Raw genomic sequence first — 17,641 nt, 5'->3', positions numbered from 1 at the left:
CCGAAGCTGTTTCGGCGAAGAGACAGACACGATTTTCAGCCTGATACAGATTAACAGAATTTGCCTGGCGGCTTTAGCGCGGTGGTCCCACCTGACCCCATGCCGAACTCAGAAGTGAAACGCCGTAGCGCCGATGGTAGTGTGGGGTCTCCCCATGTGAGAGTAGGGAACTGCCAGGCATCAAATAAGTAGAGAGGCCATCCGAAAGGATGGCCTTTTTGCGTTTATACGCTGCACAAACTAATCCCCCAACGCCCTGCTTATACGGTAAACTACCTGCGTTTTTGCATCAGGATAGCGTCTATGAACCACTCCCTTAAGCCCTGGAATACCTTTGGCATTCAACGCAATGCTAAACAAATTGTTCGTGCCGATAATGCACAGCAACTGCTGGATGCATGGCAAAGCGCAACAGAAAATAACGAACCCGTACTAATTCTGGGCGAAGGAAGTAATGTCCTGTTTCTCGATGATTTTTCGGGAACGGTAATCGTTAACCGCATCATGGGGATTGATGTTGAAGAGCGTGCCGACAGCTGGCACCTGCACGTGGGGGCCGGTGAAAACTGGCATCATCTGGTGCAATTCACCCTCGAAAAAGGGATGCCGGGCCTGGAAAACCTTGCGCTTATTCCAGGCTGCGCCGGATCGTCACCAATTCAAAACATCGGTGCCTACGGCATCGAACTGAAACATGTCTGCGAATATGTCGACTGCATCGAACTGGCGACCGGAACGGCTAAACGTTTGACGGCGGAACAGTGCCAGTTTGGCTATCGTGACAGTATCTTCAAACATGAATATCAGGATCGCTACGTGATTGTCGCCGTGGGTCTGTGCCTGTCGAAGAACTGGCAGCCCGTGTTGACCTACGGGGATTTAACGCGTCTCGATCCGGCTACCGTAACCGCCCGCGACGTTTTTGATTCCGTTTGCCATATGCGGATGACCAAACTTCCCGATCCAAAAGTAAACGGAAACGCTGGAAGCTTCTTCAAAAACCCGGTTATCAGCAGCGAAAATGCAAAAGTCTTTCTTGAAGGATGGCCAGCCGCGCCACATTATCCTCAGGCTGATGGCAGCGTGAAGCTTGCCGCGGGATGGCTTATCGATCAATGCCAGCTTAAAGGCACTTCAGTAGGCGGTGCTGCCGTTCACCAGCAGCAGGCTCTGGTGCTGATTAATCAACGCGATGCGACCAGCGATGATGTTGTACAGCTGGCTCATTATGTTCGTCAGCGTGTGGGCGAAAAATTTAACGTCTGGCTGGAGCCAGAAGTTCGCTTCATTGGCTGCACAGGTGAAGTTAATGCCGTGGAGGCTATCGCGTGAAGGACAATACCATTCCCTTAACCCTGATTGGCATTCTTGCTGACGGTGAGTTTCATTCTGGCGAGCAGCTGGGTGAACAGCTTGGCATGAGCCGTGCTGCTATCAATAAACATATCCATACGCTTCGCGACTGGGGTGTTGATGTGTTCACGGTTCCCGGAAAAGGCTACAGCCTGCCGGAGCCGATTCAATTGCTGAATGAAGAAACGATCCGCAGCCAGATCGGACACGGCAATGTTGCGGTGCTGCCGGTGATTGATTCGACGAACCAGTATCTTCTGGATCGTCTGCCTGAGCTGACATCCGGCGATGCCTGCGTTGCTGAATATCAACAGGCCGGTCGCGGCCGTCGCGGTCGCAAATGGTTTTCGCCATTTGGCGCTAACCTGTATTTGTCTATGTACTGGCGACTCGATCAGGGCCCGGCCGCTGCTATTGGCCTGAGTCTGGTCATCGGCATCGTCATGGCGGAAGTGCTGCACGATCTGGGAGCGGATAAGGTACGTGTTAAGTGGCCTAATGACCTCTACCTCAACGATCGTAAACTTGCCGGCATTCTGGTCGAACTGACGGGAAAAACGGGCGATGCGGCGCAAATCGTCATTGGCGCAGGCCTCAACATGGTGATGCGCAATGTACAAAATGGTGTGGTGAATCAGGCCTGGACTAACCTCCAGGAGGCGGGGATCGTCATCGATCGTAACACTCTTGCCGTGCGTATGATTAAAGAGTTGCGCAGTTCACTCACGCTTTTTGAGCAGGAAGGGCTGGCACCGTTCCTGTCTCGTTGGGAAAAGCTGGATAACTTCATTAACCGCCCGGTGAAACTGCTGATTGGTGATAAAGAGATCTACGGGACTTCACGCGGTATTGACGCACAGGGCGCGCTGCTCCTGGAGCAGGATGGCGTGACTAAACCCTGGATGGGCGGTGAGATTTCACTGCGAAGTGCCGAATAACCGGATCGAGTTAATTATGCGAAAACCCGTGTGCGCAACGCTGGCCGTCATGATGAGTCTGCTGTTCTCGCCTCTCTCTCATGCGGATCGGGCCTGGGAGAGTTACAAGGCCCGCTTTTTCAAACCGGAAGGCCGCATTGTTGATACCGGTAATGGCGGCGTGTCGCATACGGAAGGTCAGGGTTTTGCCATGCTGATGGCGGTGGCCAACGACGATAAAGCCACGTTCGATAAGCTCTGGCAATGGACAGACAGTCAGCTGAAGAACAAAGAAAATGGTCTGTTTTACTGGCGCTATAATCCCGCAGAGTCCAACCCGGTCGCCGACAAAAACAACGCTGCAGATGGCGACGTGCTGATTGCCTGGGCGTTGCTGAAAGCCGACGCCCGCTGGCATGACAAACGCTACAGCGCCGCATCGGATGCAATTACAAAAGCACTGATTGACCACAGCGTGATCCGCTATGCCGGTTACCGTGTGATGCTGCCCGGCGTCCAGGGGTTTAAGCTTGAGGGTGAAGTGGTCCTCAATCCTTCCTATTTCGTGTTTCCGGCCTGGCAGGCCTTCTCCAGACGCAGTCATTTGCCGGTCTGGCGCGATTTGATTAAGGACGGGAAACGCCTGCTGGGGAAAATGGGCTCGGGTAAAGCGAATCTGCCCACTGACTGGGTTTCACTGGCATCAGGTGGCAAGCTGGCTCCCGCAAAAGGCTGGCCACCGCGAATGAGCTATGACGCGATTCGTGTTCCGCTGTACGTTGCCTGGTCTGATAAGCAAAGCCCGCTGCTGACGCCGTGGAAGGCCTGGTTCGGACAGTTTCCCCGGGAAAAAACGCCCGCCTGGGTTAACGTGACGACCAATGAATATGCGCCCTACATGATGGAAGGCGGCCTGCTGGCTGTACGTGATTTCACGATGGGGCAGTCTTCCGGTGAACCCGAAATCACCGCTAAAGACGACTACTATTCGGCAAGTCTGAAAATGCTGGTGTGGATCGCCCAGCAATAATGTCGAGATTGTCCCTCTCCCCGATGGGGAGAGGGACGTCATACCTTGTTACTGCGGATACGGTACCCAATCCCCGCCGTTCAGGCGAACGTAAGGTTTGTTTTGATACTGAATGACGACCGCGTTAGCGTTCTCTGAGACTTCTGCCGTTTGCGGCAGTTTGCTGGTGAGCTGATCCCAGTTCACGCTATCTTCCACAAACAGCTTCCCGTCAACGGCGCGGGCAACCAGTTCTGAGATCGCCAGATAGCTGGTTGGCTGTGTAATCTCAATCGGTGCGCCCTGATGCGGTGCCTTCATCCCAAAGAATTTAATGCCTGCAGGCACGTTAGTGATGGACGGGCTTGGGATATCACGCAGACCCGACACCTGCATTCTGTCACCTTTCAGCGCACCACCGTGCTCAGGCACCACAACCACCATCACTTTACGGCCTGATTTTTCCAGCTCCGTGAAGAACGCATCCAGCTCGTCAAAGAACTTCTGCGCACGCACTTTATAATCAGCCGTTTTGCTCACGCCCGGGAAATGGTTACCGTCGTGGAGCGGCAGGGTGTTAAAGAACGTCGCGCTGCGCGGATTACTGTCTTTTTCGATGGTCTGCAGCCAGCGCTGCAGGACGGCAGTATCGTCATAAACGGGCGAACCGTCGAAGCCCAGCAGAGAGACAGGAAGACCGGTTTGATCCATCAGCGGTGCCTGCATGCCGCCCTGTTCGCGCACCTCTTTCAGGAAGTTACCGAACTGGCCGTTATGCCCCAGCATCAGGTGCTGCGTAAAGCCCAGCTTTGCGAGGTTATCGAACAGATAACACTGGTTGCCGGCGGGTTGATACAGGTTTTTATGCGATGTCTGACCGCAGCTTGCACGCAGCAGGCGGATCGCCGCCGGGCCGCTGTACGAGGTGGCAGAGTTGAAATCTTTAAACTGAATATCAAAGTGTGACCACAGCGGATGAGACATCAAACCGGCGGCGTCCACGTCGGCCCAGGAGAGAGAGCAGATATTGATCACCAGCAGTTCAAACGGCTGAGCATCCGCCGGCAGCGCATCCGGGAATTTAGTCTGTCGCTTGTCTTCCGCGGTATAGAAACTGGAGAGCCAGGCGTTCAGGTTGGTTGAGGTCGGCGGTGCGGTCTGGGTTGGGATATCGCCCACCACAGGCGTATCGCCTGCTGTTGTGACGGTTGCCGCCGCGCTTCCCCCTGTGGTAGTCACCGTGGTGGTCGGTTGACCGGCAGGCCACAGCGAAAAGTTCGGCCCAGCCAGCGTCAGCACGTTAAGCCAGATCATAATCGCGACGACAAACACCGTGACGCGGATCCACTGTGACAGGAACAGCCAGGCAACCAGCAGCACAAACACCGCGCCAATCATCTGCCAGTTAATAAAGCGCTCGGTCAGATCGAGGACATAGCTGGCGCTAAAGCCCGCCACCTGCGACCCCTGGCTCATAATGCTGTCCGGCCCCGGTAGCCAGGTATCATGCCAGAACAGCGCAAAGCCGACAGGTATAGCGACCCAGTGGCGCAAGCGATGTAGCCTGATATTCGGCAGCGGCATCAGCAGGAAGGCCATAAACACCAGGTTGAGAAGGGGATGGAAATTCAGATAGCCTGCCCACAGCAGGCCAAACTTCACCAGAAAGTAGAAGTTCCAGCCGGAAAGGCCGCGCCAGTATTGCCAGAGCGGCGAGGGTGACGAAGCGGTATAGGTAGAATTAGTCATGTTTTCGGTCTGCCTTGACGTGTGATGCCCGTGTCAGTGTTCCGGCTGGTTTTACATAGCGAGGTTTAATAAACAGCACTCTGGCCGTATCACGGATACGGCGTATGGAATGGCGCGCATAGTAGCCAAGCGGGAAAAAGATCAGCGCACAGAATATAACCAGTTGAATGATATCGCTGATGTTCATGATGATGCGTTCTCCGCGTTGTCTGTTAATAAGCGAAGGGGTTCCGGAACCCGACGCCAGACGTGTCCATCATGTCTGGCATTGAGGATCGGTTTGGCATCGCTCTTGATTGCGAGCGGTTTGGCCCATTGTTCAGGCTGGAGCGCACGCATCTGCACCAGCTCCGCGCTAATCGTATTATCTTCGAACCAAATCATACGGTTCGAGAAAATATCCCCTGTAGGCAGGGGGAAGATGTGGTTAAGCGCCGTATCGAGATCGTTTACCCGGCAGAAGGACAAAAACAGCACCAGGCGATTGTCGCCAATGGTCATGATGTCCCCTGTACGGTTCGGGCGACATAAGGTGAGAGCCTGTTCAACGCGAATACCCGGTACAGGACGCAGGGCAACCATGACCCCTTTTCCGTCAGCAGGTAGAAGCGTGTTGTTCATCATGTTGCCCACGGCGTCGCAGAAGGTATCCCATTTTTGGTACCCACGCAGCTTCATCGGCTGCGTCATGGAGAGCAGCGTGGAAATATCTTCCGGTACGTGGCGGCTAAACTGCTGGCCCTGAACGCTTTCGATAAGCGTCAGGCAGCGTGACAACGGCGCATTCCAGGGAATAACCATATTGGCGCCGCAGCCCAGAAGCAGGCGCTCATCGGTGGCGCGCAGGCTGGTATTATTTTCGCGCACGATGATTTTCAACGCACTGCCGCGCTGGCGGCGTAAGGTGTGGATTTGCCGTGCCAGCGTCTCAATCTGGTTATTCTGCATCAGCGAGAAAATAAGAGTTGCCGCCTGGGTTGTGCGGGCTTCATGGAAGAGGGCTTCGTTAGATTCAAACAGCGTCCAGTTTTCCGACAGGGCGGGTGCCCCCTCTAAAACCGCGATATGGCTCAGGATGCGTTTTTCATCACTGCGCGGCTGCACCACGGTTTCTTCCTGCTGCGCCAGGTGCCACTCGCCCTCGATATGTTTCAGCGTAAGCTGTTGCCTGGCACTCACGCCTTTTTCATTACACCAGAAGGCAATATCGTAGAGATAGCTGCCTGCCTGGTCACGAACGCTTGCCAGACCGAACAGAGAGCGATATTCGGCCATTAAAAGTGAGAACAGCTTGTCATTATTACTGCCGGGATTGACTATCAATAGCGTGCAATTTTGAAATTTTGCCCATTTATTGATTTTTTCCAGCCATAGCAGCAGTTTTTCAGCGGGCATATTTTGCAGGACGTTATTTGCGCATTTTAGAATCACTAAATAGTGATCGGGATCAATAGAGCACTGAACGTCGCGGGACAAAAAGTATAGACTATCGGCTTCCGATGTCATGGAAAATAATCGCACCGTCTGGGGGCCGCGACCACTTTCGAGCGTAATAATTTTCTTCGGATCTTCGCCCATGCTAATGACGGCCACGCGGGAATCCTTATCCTGAGCAGCAATTGTCTGGTTTACCAGACTGATAGCATCTTCATTACGGTCCGTATTAATCCACCAGACTCCTCCGACTGGCATGTGGCTCAATTCGTCCCATAATGACTGGATGCCAATAGAAAATATGGAGTCCACGGTGTCCCTCTTTTCGTCTAATTTATCTGTATCTCAGTTTACTAGCGAAAGCATAGAAATAAACCTAACATTGAAATTAAAGAACATCAGATTTAGCATGTAAATGAAATTTGTCAGGGCAGGAAGCCCCGCAACTTCTTTAGCGTGCGATTTTCCTTAAAGGGATGGAAAAAGAATGGATAATAACGAACCTGGAACCCCAGTCGACTCGACTCTGGGTTACACATTCCAAAACGATTTTCTGGCGCTGACGCAGGCCTTTTCTTTACCTGAAATAGATTACACCGATATTTCCCAGCGGGAACAGTTGGCCGCGGCTATTAAACGCTGGCCGTTATTAGCTGAATTCGCCCATCAACAATAAGGGAGCCATTGATGGCCATACTCGGATTACAGGGTGTCCGTGGCGGTGTGGGTACCACATCAGTTACCGCGGCGCTGGCGTGGTCATTACAGCTTTTAGGTGAATCGGTGCTGGTTATTGACGCCTGCGCCGATAATTTGTTGCGTATGTCGTTTAACGTCGACTTTTCTCGTGAAGAAGGCTGGGCCCGGGCACTGCTTGATGATAAAGACTAGCAGGATGCAGGGATGCGCTATACCTCCCAGCTCGATCTGCTGCCGTTTGGGCAACTGACCACCACGGAACGCGAGAATGAAGCCGCGTATCAGCGCCTGTTTTCGCAATTCACGCTGGCGCTGCAAGCCCTGAAAGAAAAGGGACACTACAAGTGGATCCTGCTGGATCTTCCGCACGGCGCCGGCACGCTGACCCGACAGCTTATCGCCCAGTGCGATCATATACTTTCCATCGTCAACGTTGATGCGAACTGCCATATCCGCCTGCATCAGCAGGGGCTGCCTCAGAACGCTCACCTTCTGATTAACGATTTGCGCATTGGCAGCCAGATCCAGGACGATCTGTATCAGGTCTGGCTGCAAAGCCAGCGCCGTCTGCTTCCCATTGTCATCCATCGTGATGAGGGGATGGCGGAATGCCTTGCGTCTAAGCAACCGCTCGGCGAATACCGCAGCGATTCACTGGCGGCAGAAGAGATCCTGACGCTGGCTAACTGGTGTCTGCTGAACTTCGCCAACCGGGCGGAGCATGCAGGGAGTTCTGTATGAGTCGTCTCGCCAGCTGGTTACTCATCCCACCGGTCAGTTCGCGTTTGAGCGAACATTACCGGCATTTCCGCCGGCACGGTGCTTCGGCATTTAGCGCCGCGCTCGGCTGCTTCTGGATGATTCTGGCCTGGATGTTTATTCCCCTCGAACACCCGCGCTGGCAGCGCATACGTGCCCGGCACGGTGAGCTATATCCGCACATTAATCCCAACCGGCCGCGTCCTTTGGATCCGGCGCGCTATCTCATTCAGGCCATCTGGCTGGTGGTCACGTCATCCCGCTCAGAGAAAATAACGCCGCACTGGCGCAGCTTCTCCCGCGTCCAGCAGTTACGTGAGCGCTACCACCAGTGGCTGGACAGACTGCCCAACAGCGTAAGCGATAAGACCAGCCATCTGGATAACCATAAAGAGCTCGGGCATCTTCACCCGAGCCTGCGGCGTTTTATTCTCGGCGTGATCGTCGTGTTCTCGCTCATTCTGGCGCTGGTCTGTATTACGCAACCTTTCAACCCTCTGGCGCAGTTCACCTTCCTGATCCTGCTGTGGGGCGTGGCGCTGCTGGTCCGCCGTATTCCGGGCCGCTTCTCGGCGCTGATGCTGATTGTGTTGTCATTGACCGTCTCCTGTCGCTACATCTGGTGGCGTTATACTTCAACCCTGAACTGGGACGACCCGGTCAGCCTGGTATGCGGCCTGGTGCTGCTGTTTGCCGAAACCTACGCCTGGATCGTGCTGGTGCTGGGCTATTTCCAGGTCATTTGGCCGCTCAACCGCCAGCCGGTTCCGCTGCCAAAAGACACCGCGCAGTGGCCGTCTGTTGATCTCTTTGTACCAACCTACAACGAAGATCTGAGCGTGGTGAAAAACACCATTTATGCCGCGCTGGGCATCGACTGGCCGAAAGACAAGCTCAAGGTCTGGATCCTGGATGACGGCAACCGTCCGGCGTTCCGCCAGTTCGCAGAGGAGGTTGGCGTCGAGTACATCGCCCGTCCGACTCACGAGCATGCGAAAGCCGGGAACATCAACAACGCGTTGAAGTATGCCACAGGAGAGTTTGTCTCGATCTTTGACTGTGACCACGTGCCGACGCGCTCGTTCCTGCAGATGACCATGGGCTGGTTCCTGAAGGAGAAAGAGCTGGCGATGATGCAGACGCCGCACCACTTCTTCTCGCCGGATCCGTTTGAACGTAACCTGGGCCGCTTCCGCAAAACCCCGAACGAAGGCACCCTGTTCTATGGACTGGTGCAGGACGGGAACGACATGTGGGATGCCACCTTCTTCTGCGGTTCCTGTGCGGTTATCCGCCGTAAGCCGCTGGATGAAATTGGCGGTATCGCCGTCGAAACGGTCACTGAAGATGCGCACACCTCTCTGCGCCTGCACCGTCGTGGCTATACCTCGGCGTATATGCGTATTCCGCAGGCTGCCGGTCTGGCAACGGAGTCTCTGTCGGCGCACATTGGTCAGCGTATTCGCTGGGCGCGCGGCATGGTGCAGATTTTCCGTCTCGATAACCCACTGATTGGGAAAGGGCTCAAGCTGGCGCAACGTCTCTGCTACGTCAACGCCATGTTCCACTTCTTATCCGGTATTCCGCGGCTGATCTTCCTGACCGCGCCGCTGGCGTTCCTGCTCCTTCACGCTTATATCATCTACGCCCCGGCGCTGATGATTGCGCTGTTTGTTCTGCCGCACATGATCCACGCGAGCCTGACGAACTCGAAGATACAGGGTAAATACCGCCACTCCTTCTGGAGTGAAATCTACGAAACGGTGCTGGCCTGGTACATCGCGCCGCCGACGATGGTGGCGCTGATTAACCCGCACAAAGGGAAATTTAACGTCACCGCCAAGGGCGGCCTGGTGGAAGAGGAGTACGTCGACTGGGTGATATCCCGTCCGTATATCTTCCTGGTATTGCTGAATATCGTTGGCGTCATCGCCGGTATCTGGCGTTACTTCTACGGCCCGGAAAACGAAATCCTGACCGTCTTTGTGAGTATGGCCTGGGTCTTCTACAACCTGATTATCCTCGGCGGCGCGGTAGCGGTGTCGGTGGAAAGTAAACAGGTCCGTCGTGCGCATCGCGTTGAAATCTGCATGCCTGCGGCGATCGCCCGTGAAGATGGCCATCTCTTCTCCTGTACCGTGCACGACTTCTCTGACGGTGGTCTGGGGATCAAAATCAACGGCCAGGCGAAGGTGCTGGAAGGCCAGAAAGTTAACCTGCTGCTTAAGCGCGGCCAGCAGGAGTATGTCTTCCCGACGCAGGTTGTGCGCGTGGCGGGCAATGAAGTCGGTTTGCAGCTGATGCCGTTGACCAAAAAGCAACATATCGATTTTGTGCAGTGTACGTTTGCCCGCGCGGACACGTGGGCTCTCTGGCAGGACAGCTTCCCGGAAGATAAACCTCTGGAAAGCCTGCTGGATATTCTGAAGCTGGGGTTCCGTGGCTATCGTCACCTTGCAGAATTCGCCCCGTCGTCGGTGAAATTAATTTTCCGGTCACTTACTTCGCTGGTTTCCTGGGTCGTGTCGTTCATTCCTCGTCGTCCTGAGCGGGATGAGGGGAAGCAGGCGGACCCGGTTATGGCTCAACAATGATGATAACGCGATGAAAACAAAACTTTCCTGGTTATGTGCAGTGGCAATGGGGATGAATGTCCTCCCCGCAACAATGGCTAACGCAGCTCCTGGTAACGCAGCGGCAACGCCTGCGCCAACGGTACCTGTCGTCGCGCAGGCAACCGATCCGGTTGTCACCGCGGCACCTGGTCAAACAGAAAATATCATGCCGAACCAGCCAACGGAGGGGAACACCCTGCCGGCAGACGGCCAGGTCATCGGGCAGGTGATGCCGGGCGTCCGGGGGGCGAATGCGCCCGTCGTTGCGGACAATGCGCCGTCGCGGGACGTGAAGCTGACCTTCGCGCAAATTGCACCGCCTCCGGGCAGTATGGTGCTGCGCGGCATCAACCCTAACGGCGGCATTGAGTTTGGCATGCGCAGCGATGAGGTCGTCTCTAATGCGGTGCTGAACCTGGAATACACGCCGTCGCCGTCCCTACTGCCGACACAGTCTCAGCTGAAGGTTTACCTGAATGATGAGCTGATGGACGTACTGCCGGTCACTAAAGAGCAGCTGGGCAAGAAAACCCAGGCGCAGGTGCCGATTAACCCGCTGTTCATCACCGACTTTAACCGTATCCGTCTGGAATTTGTCGGTCACTACCGCGATGTCTGCGAAAACCCGGCCAGCAACACGCTGTGGATGGACGTCGGGCGTAACTCCTCGCTGCAGATGACCTACCAGTCGCTGGCGCTGAAAAACGATCTCTCGGCATTCCCGGTTCCGTTCTTCGATCCGCGTGATAACCGTCCGCTCACGCTGCCGATGGTGTTTGCATCATCCCCGGACGTGACCGAGCAGCTGGCGGCCACCATTGTGGCGTCCTGGTTTGGTTCACGTGCTGGCTGGCGTGGACAGAGCTTCCCGGCGATGTATGACAAACTGCCGGACAGAAATGCCATTGTGTTTGCGACCAACGCGAAACGCCCGGCCTTCCTGCGCGATCATCCGGACGTCAAAGCGCCAACCGTTGAGATGATAAGCCACCCGGAAAACCCGTACGTGAAGCTGCTGGTGGTCTTTGGCCGCGACGATAAAGATCTGGTGCAGGCCGCAAAAGCCATTGCCCAGGGCAACGTCCTGTTCCGCGGCAACAGCGTGGTGGTGGATGAGGTGAAACCGCTGCTGGCGCGTAAACCTTATGATGCGCCAAACTGGGTGCGTACCGACCGTGCGGTAACCTTTGGCGAGCTGAAAACCTATGAAGAACAGCTGCAGGCGACGGGGCTTGAGCCAGCGCCGATTAGCCTGTCACTGAATCTGCCGCCGGATCTGTATCTGCTGCGCACCAACGGCATTGATATCAATCTGAACTACCGCTATACCGCGCCAGCGACCAAAGACAGCTCGCGCATGGATATCAGCCTGAACAACCAGTTCCTGCAATCGTTTAGCCTGCAAAGCACGCAGGATACTAACCGTCTGATGCTTCGCCTGCCGGTGTTGCAGGGGCTGCTGGACGGTAAAACGGATGTCTCCATCCCGGCACTGAAGCTCGGCGCGATAAACCAGCTGCGCTTTGACTTCCAGTACATGAACCCGATGCCTGGCGGCTCTGCGGAAAACTGCATCACCTTCCAGCCCGTACAGAACCACGTTGTGATTGGCGATGAGTCGACCATCGACTTCTCGAAGTACTATCACTTCCTGGCGATGCCGGATCTGCGCGCCTTTGCTAACGCGGGCTTCCCGTTCAGCCGCATGGCCGATCTCTCTGAGTCCATCGTTGTGATGCCAAAAGCGCCAAGCGAAGGGCAGGTCACGACCCTGCTGGATACCATGGCGACCGTTGGGGGACAGACGGGATTACCGGCGATTAACGTCACGTTGACGGACGATGGCAGTCAGATCCAGAACAAAGACGCTGACATCATGGTGATCGGTACCATTCCGGATAAGCTGAAGGATGACAAACGTATCGACCTGCTGGTGAAAGCGGCCCAGTCCTGGGTTAACACGCCGCTGCGTCAGACCGAGTTCCCGAGCATTATGCCGGATATGAACGACCGTCAGGCCAGCGCGCAGACGACCGTAACGTCTCAGGGGGCAATGGCCGCGGTGGTGGGCTTCCAGTCACCTTACAACGAACAGCGTAGCGTGGTGGCTCTCCTGGCGGACAGCCCGCGCGGGTATGAACTGCTCAATACAGCCATGAACGACAGCGGTAAACGTGCCGCGATGTTTGGTTCCGTTTCGGTGATCCGTGAGTCCGGCGTCAATAGCCTGCGCGTGGGCGACGTGTACTACGTGGGCCATCTGCCGTGGTTCGAACGCCTGTGGTATGCGCTGGCTAACCATCCGGTTCTGCTCGCCATCCTGGCGGCGGTCAGCGTCGTCTTGCTGGCATGGGTGCTGTGGCGTCTGCTGCGTATCATCAGCCGTCGTCGCCTGAACCCGGATGAGTAAGATGTGATGAAAGCCTTTCGCTGGTGTGCATTAGCAGCGGTGATGCTGGCGGCGCTTCCTCTTCGCGCCGCCTGTACCTGGCCTGCCTGGGAGCAGTTTAAAAAGGACTACATCAGCGAGGGCGGGCGTGTCGTTGATCCCAGCGACACGCGCAAAATTACGACCTCGGAAGGGCAAAGCTACGCCTTGTTCTTTGCCCTTGCGGCGAACGATCGCAGCGCGTTTGACCAGCTGCTGACCTGGACGCGCGATAATCTTGCCAGCGGCAATCTCAACGACAACCTGCCCGCCTGGCTATGGGGCCAGAAAGATAAAGAGACGTGGGCGGTGATTGATACCAACTCCGCCTCTGACGCCGATGTCTGGATCGCCTGGTCTCTGCTCGAAGCGGGCCGGTTGTGGAAACATCCGGACTATACCCGCACGGGTAAGGCGCTGCTGAAACGCATTGTCAGTGAGGAAGTGGTGAAAGTGCCGGGGCTCGGCGCAATGCTGCTTCCCGGTAAAGTCGGTTTTGCCGATGAAAACGTCTGGCGTTTTAACCCCAGCTATCTTCCTCCGCAGCTAGCGAGTTATTTCACGCGTTTTGGTACCCCGTGGACCCAGCTTCGTGAAACCAATCAGCGTCTGCTGCTGGAGAGCGCACCGAAAGGTTTTTCGCCGGACTGGGTTCAGTATCAGAAAAACAAAGGCTGGCGGTTACAGCAGGATAAATCGCTGGTGGGCGGCTACGACGCCATCCGCGTTTATCTCTGGGTGGGAATGATGAGTGATAAAGATCCTCAGAAAGCCCGGCTGCTGACGCGCTTCCAGCCGATGGCGGCAAAGACAATGAAACGGGGTGTGCCGCCGGAGAAAGTGGATGTGGCGACGGGTAAACGCACCGGGAATGGTCCGGTCGGGTTCTCTGCCGCCATGCTGCCGTTTTTACAACAACGTGATGCCCAGGCGGTTCAGCGCCAGCGCGTTGCAGACCATTTTCCCGATAATAATGCCTATTACAGCTACGTGCTGACTCTCTTTGGGCAAGGATGGGATCAGCATCGTTTTCGCTTCACCGCAAAAGGTGAATTAATACCGGATTGGGGCCAGGAATGCGCAAGTTCACAGTAAATCTACTCACTTTATCGCTTGGCCTGGCACTGATGCCGATGGCTGAGGCCGCCAACTCTCCGCAGCAGAAACAGCTGCTGGAACAGGTTCGGCTGGGCGAGTCGACACAGCGTGAGGATTTGGTTCGTCAGTCGCTTTATCGTCTTGAGCTGATTGACCCGAACAACCCTGACGTCATTGCCGCACGCTTTCGCTACCTGCTGCGCCAGGGCGATAACGCCGGTGCGCAAAAAGAGCTGGATCGTCTGAAAGGACTCGCACCGGGCTCGAGTGCGTACCAGTCATCACGCAACACGATGCTGCTGTCCACCCCGGATGGCCGCCAGCAGCTCCAGCAGGCGCGTTTGCTCGCCACAACGGGACACACGCAGGAGGCGATTGCAGCCTATGACAAGCTGTTTGACGGCAACCCGCCGGGCGGCGACGTGGCGACGGAATACTGGAATGTGGTCGCGAAAGATCCTGCTCGCCGGAATGCGGCCATTAACCAGCTCAAGAAAATCAACACCAGCAGCCCCGGAAATACGCAGCTGCAGGCGACGCTGTCCCAGCTTTTGTTCCAGAGCGGACGCCGTGATGAAGGCTTTGCGGTATTGCAGGAGATGGCTAAATCGACCAACGGGCGCAGCCAGGCGTCTGATATGTGGTATGACCAAATCAAAGGCCAGCCTGCCAGCAGCGCCAGCGTCAGCGCGCTGCAAAAATACCTGAGCATATTCAGCAGTGGTGATAGCGTCGTGGCGGCGCGTGCCCAGCTCGAAGAACAGCAAAAACAGCTCGCTGACCCGGCGTTCCGCGCGAAAGCGGAAGGGCTGGCGGCGGTGGATGCCGGGCAGGGGAGTAAGGCGGTGGCTGAGCTGCAAAAAGCCGTCAGCGCCAACCATGCCGACAGTGAAGCGGTAGGCGCCCTTGGCCAGGCCTATTCCCAGAAAGGCGACCGCGCCCGCGCGGTGGCGCAGTTTGAAAAGGCGATAGCCCTCGATCCCCAGAGCGATAACCGGGGTAAATGGGACAGTTTGCTGAAGGTCAACCGCTACTGGCTGCTGATCCAGCAGGGCGATGCGGCCCTGAAGGTGAATAACCCTGCGCAGGCGGAGCGTTACTATCAGCAGGCGCGCGGTATCGACAATACCGACAGTTATGCCGTGCTGGGGCTGGGCGATGCCGCCGCGGCGCGTAAAGATAACGACGCGGCGGAACGTTACTATCGCCAGGCGCTGCGTATGGACAGCGGCAACAGCAATGCGGTCCGCGGCCTGGCCAATATTTACCGTGCCCAGTCCCCGGAGAAGGCCTCGCAGTTTATCCAGTCTCTCTCCGCCAGCCAGCGCCGGAGCATTGATGATATTGAGCGCAGCCTGACCAACGAGCAGCTCTCCGCTCAGGCAGAACAGTTGGAAAATCAGGGGAAATACGCCCAGGCGGCAGAGATTCAGCGTCGTCGTCTGGCGCTCTCTCCCGGCGACGTGTGGATAACCTATCGTCTCTCGCGCGATCTCTACAGCGCGGGTCAGCGCAGCCAGGCGGATACCCTGATGCGTCAGCTTGCCAGCCAGAAACCGTCCGACCCGGATCAGGTGTACGCCAGCGGGCTCTATCTTTCCGGCAACGATCAGGACCGCGCCGCGCTGGCGCATCTGGACACGCTGCCGCGCAGCCAGTGGAACGGCAATATTCAGGAGCTTGCCGATCGCCTGCAAAGCAACCAGGTGCTGGAAACCGCCAACCGTCTGCGCGACAGCGGCAAAGAGCAGGAGGCGGAAAACCTTCTGCGTCAGCAGCCGACCTCCACCCGCATAGACCTGACGCTGGCGGACTGGGCGCAGCAGCGTGGCGATCTGGCGTCGGCGAAAACGACGTACAGCGCCGTCCTGCAGCGTGAGCCGCAGAACGAAGACGCGATCCTCGGCCTGACCGAGATTTACAGCGCGCAGGGTGACAAAGATGCCGCGCGCGCAGAGCTGGCGAAATTGCCCGCCGCGCAAAACGGCCAGCCGCTGTCGCTCAACATGCAGCGCCGGATCGCGATGGCGCAGGCAGGCCTGGGCGATTCCGCCGCCGCAGAACAGACCTTCAACAAAATCATTCCGCAGGCTAAATCGCATCCCGGCTCCATGGAAAACGCGCTGGTGTTACGTGATGCCGCGCGTTTCCAGGCGCAAAACGGTCAGCCTCAGCAGGCGCTGGAAACCTATAAAGACGCGATGGTGTCGACGGGCATCACCACGACGCGTCCGGCCGACAACGACAGTTTCACCCGCCTGACGCGTAACGATGAAAAGGACGACTGGCTGAAGCGCGGCGTGCGCAGTGACGCCGGTGACTTGTACCGTCAGCAGGATGTTAACGTCACGCTGCAGCACGACTACTGGGGTTCCAGCGGAACGGGCGGCTATTCCGACCTGAAAGCGCACACCACCATGCTGCAGGTGGATGCCCCGCTGTCTGACGGGCGCATGTTCTTCAGAAGCGATCTGGTCAACATGGACGCCGGTTCATTTGATAACAATAACGGGACCTACGATCCAAAATGGGGGACCTGCTACGAAACGCCGTGTAGCGGCAACACCCATCAGTCCGACAATGGCGCAAGCGTCGCCGTCGGCTGGCAGAATAAAACCTGGGCGATGGATATTGGCACTACGCCAATGGGCTTTGACGTCGTCGACGTGGTGGGCGGTATCAGCTACAGCAGCGATCTGGGCCCCATCGGCTATACCGTTAACGCCCATCGCCGCCCAATCTCCAGCTCCCTGCTGGCGTTCGCCGGGCAAAAAGATACTAACACCGGCACCACCTGGGGCGGCGTACGTGCCACCGGTGGCGGCGTAAGCATGAGCTATGACAAAGGGGAAGCGAACGGCGTCTGGTCAAGCCTGAACGCGGAAACGCTGACGGGTAAAAATGTGGAAGATAACTGGCGCGTCCGCTGGATGACGGGTTACTACTACAAGCTCATTAATAAAAACAACGAGCGCCTGACGGTCGGCGTCTCCAATATGCTCTGGCACTATGACAAAGACCTGAGCGGTTATACCCTGGGTCAGGGCGGCTACTACAGCCCGCAGGAGTATGTCTCCTTCGCACTGCCGGTGACCTGGCGTAAACGCACGGAGAACTGGTCCTGGGAGCTGGGTGGCTCGGTGTCCTGGTCTCACTCTAAAACCAAAGACGAGCTGCGCTACCCGATTCAGAACCTGATCCCGACCGATGAGCCAGACCGCTATACCGACCGGGGCGCGATGGAAACCGGCAGCAGCTCCTCAGGCACGGGTTATACCGCGCGGGCCATTATCGAACGCCGCGTAACGTCCAACTGGTTTGTGGGCATGGGCGTGGATATTCAGGAAGCGAAAGACTATACCCCAAGCCATGCGCTGATCTATGTGCGTTACTCTGCTGCAGGCTGGCAGGGCGATATGGACTTACCGCCGCAGCCGCTTATCCCTTACGCGGACTGGTAATCGGATTTTCCTTAATCCATTTGTAAGTCTCTCTTAATAGCGCGGCAATCGGGTATACTCAGGCGCGCCAGGTTTACACCCTGGCGCGCCCTGCGCTTCGAGTTTTGTGGAGAGTCATT

General features: G+C 56.5%; 11 protein-coding genes, 1 rRNA gene and 1 pseudogene. 10 read left to right on the top strand and 3 right to left on the bottom strand.

The genetic code is table 11. The features are described 5' to 3' along the window. Positions 1-63 precede the first annotated feature (63 nt). The 4 genes from rrf to WM95_RS24435 all read left to right on the top strand — a co-directional run bounded on the left by rrf (position 64) and on the right by WM95_RS24435 (position 3,300). Positions 64-179: ribosomal RNA gene (gene rrf, locus WM95_RS24450) — 5S ribosomal RNA — on the top strand. 124 nt (positions 180-303) lie between these two features. After that, positions 304-1,332 (top strand): UDP-N-acetylmuramate dehydrogenase, encoded by a 1,029-nt coding sequence (gene murB, locus WM95_RS24445; RefSeq protein ID WP_063409795.1) that lies wholly within the window; start codon positions 304-306, stop codon positions 1,330-1,332. Next, positions 1,329-2,291: a bifunctional biotin--[acetyl-CoA-carboxylase] ligase/biotin operon repressor BirA gene (birA, locus tag WM95_RS24440; protein WP_063409796.1), complete on the top strand. Its 963-nt coding sequence runs from the start codon at positions 1,329-1,331 to the stop codon at positions 2,289-2,291. Before murB ends, birA begins: the two co-directional genes overlap by 4 nt. 16 nt (positions 2,292-2,307) lie before the next feature. After that, entirely contained in the window at positions 2,308-3,300 is a 993-nt protein-coding gene (locus WM95_RS24435; protein WP_059446636.1) for a glycosyl hydrolase family 8, read from the top strand. A gap of 48 nt (positions 3,301-3,348) precedes the next feature. Here the strand turns inward: WM95_RS24435 and bcsG are convergent, their stop codons facing one another. Genes bcsG through bcsE form a run of 3 tightly spaced genes read right to left on the bottom strand, consistent with a single transcriptional unit; the run spans position 3,349 to position 6,774 of the window. Next, positions 3,349-5,028 carry a cellulose biosynthesis protein BcsG gene (bcsG, locus tag WM95_RS24430; protein WP_023309595.1) on the bottom strand — a complete coding sequence of 560 codons (1,680 nt, stop codon included), beginning with the start codon at positions 5,026-5,028 and terminating at the stop codon, positions 3,349-3,351. Further along, positions 5,021-5,218 (bottom strand): cellulose biosynthesis protein BcsF, encoded by a 198-nt coding sequence (gene bcsF, locus WM95_RS24425; RefSeq protein ID WP_024908822.1) that lies wholly within the window; start codon positions 5,216-5,218, stop codon positions 5,021-5,023. The genes bcsG and bcsF overlap by 8 nt, the downstream gene beginning before the upstream one ends. Then, on the bottom strand, positions 5,212-6,774 hold the full coding sequence (gene bcsE / locus WM95_RS24420) for a cellulose biosynthesis c-di-GMP-binding protein BcsE (protein ID WP_063409797.1): 1,563 nt from the start codon (positions 6,772-6,774) through the stop codon (positions 5,212-5,214). Before bcsE ends, bcsF begins: the two co-directional genes overlap by 7 nt. A gap of 175 nt (positions 6,775-6,949) precedes the next feature. Between bcsE and bcsR the strand changes: the two genes are divergently transcribed. The 6 genes and pseudogenes from bcsR (at position 6,950) to bcsC (ending at position 17,522) form a co-directional block, all read left to right on the top strand. After that, the gene (gene bcsR / locus WM95_RS24415) at positions 6,950-7,138 is read left to right on the top strand and encodes a cellulose biosynthesis protein BcsR (RefSeq protein WP_008503237.1); all 189 of its coding nucleotides are present in this window, start codon (positions 6,950-6,952) and stop codon (positions 7,136-7,138) included. 11 nt (positions 7,139-7,149) lie between these two features. After that, positions 7,150-7,902, top strand: a pseudogene (bcsQ, locus tag WM95_RS24410) (cellulose biosynthesis protein BcsQ). Next, on the top strand, positions 7,899-10,514 hold the full coding sequence (gene bcsA / locus WM95_RS24405) for a UDP-forming cellulose synthase catalytic subunit (RefSeq protein WP_063409798.1): 2,616 nt from the start codon (positions 7,899-7,901) through the stop codon (positions 10,512-10,514). Before bcsQ ends, bcsA begins: the two are co-directional and overlap by 4 nt. A gap of 10 nt (positions 10,515-10,524) precedes the next feature. Beyond that, a complete protein-coding gene (gene bcsB / locus WM95_RS24400; RefSeq protein ID WP_063409799.1) occupies positions 10,525-12,945 on the top strand; it encodes a cellulose biosynthesis cyclic di-GMP-binding regulatory protein BcsB in 2,421 nt (806 codons plus the stop codon). A 6-nt stretch (positions 12,946-12,951) separates the two neighbouring features. After that, the gene (bcsZ, locus tag WM95_RS24395; protein ID WP_063409800.1) at positions 12,952-14,058 is read left to right on the top strand and encodes a cellulose synthase complex periplasmic endoglucanase BcsZ; all 1,107 of its coding nucleotides are present in this window, start codon (positions 12,952-12,954) and stop codon (positions 14,056-14,058) included. After that, a complete protein-coding gene (gene bcsC, locus WM95_RS24390; protein WP_063409801.1) occupies positions 14,040-17,522 on the top strand; it encodes a cellulose synthase complex outer membrane protein BcsC in 3,483 nt (1,160 codons plus the stop codon). The genes bcsZ and bcsC overlap by 19 nt, the downstream gene beginning before the upstream one ends. Positions 17,523-17,641 lie beyond the last annotated feature (119 nt).

Source organism: Enterobacter cloacae complex sp. ECNIH7 (assembly GCF_002208095.1).
In the GTDB taxonomy this organism is placed as follows: Bacteria; Pseudomonadota; Gammaproteobacteria; order Enterobacterales; family Enterobacteriaceae; genus Enterobacter; species Enterobacter cloacae_M.
The sequence above is the reverse complement of the archived record's forward strand: the minus strand, read 5'-3'. Positions and strand labels throughout refer to the sequence as shown.

Bases quoted from the DNA above. Each gene is read 5' to 3' on its own strand.
- bcsR (WP_008503237.1), top strand. From the start codon at position 6,950: ATGGATAATAACGAACCTGGAACCCCAGTCGACTCGACTCTGGGTTAC.
- bcsZ (WP_063409800.1), top strand. From the start codon at position 12,952: ATGAAAGCCTTTCGCTGGTGTGCATTAGCAGCGGTGATGCTGGCGGCG.
- bcsC (WP_063409801.1), top strand. From the start codon at position 14,040: ATGCGCAAGTTCACAGTAAATCTACTCACTTTATCGCTTGGCCTGGCA.
- bcsA (WP_063409798.1), top strand. From the start codon at position 7,899: ATGAGTCGTCTCGCCAGCTGGTTACTCATCCCACCGGTCAGTTCGCGT.
- WM95_RS24435 (WP_059446636.1), top strand. From the start codon at position 2,308: ATGCGAAAACCCGTGTGCGCAACGCTGGCCGTCATGATGAGTCTGCTG.
- bcsB (WP_063409799.1), top strand. From the start codon at position 10,525: ATGAAAACAAAACTTTCCTGGTTATGTGCAGTGGCAATGGGGATGAAT.
- murB (WP_063409795.1), top strand. From the start codon at position 304: ATGAACCACTCCCTTAAGCCCTGGAATACCTTTGGCATTCAACGCAAT.
- bcsG (WP_023309595.1), bottom strand. From the start codon at position 5,028: ATGACTAATTCTACCTATACCGCTTCGTCACCCTCGCCGCTCTGGCAA.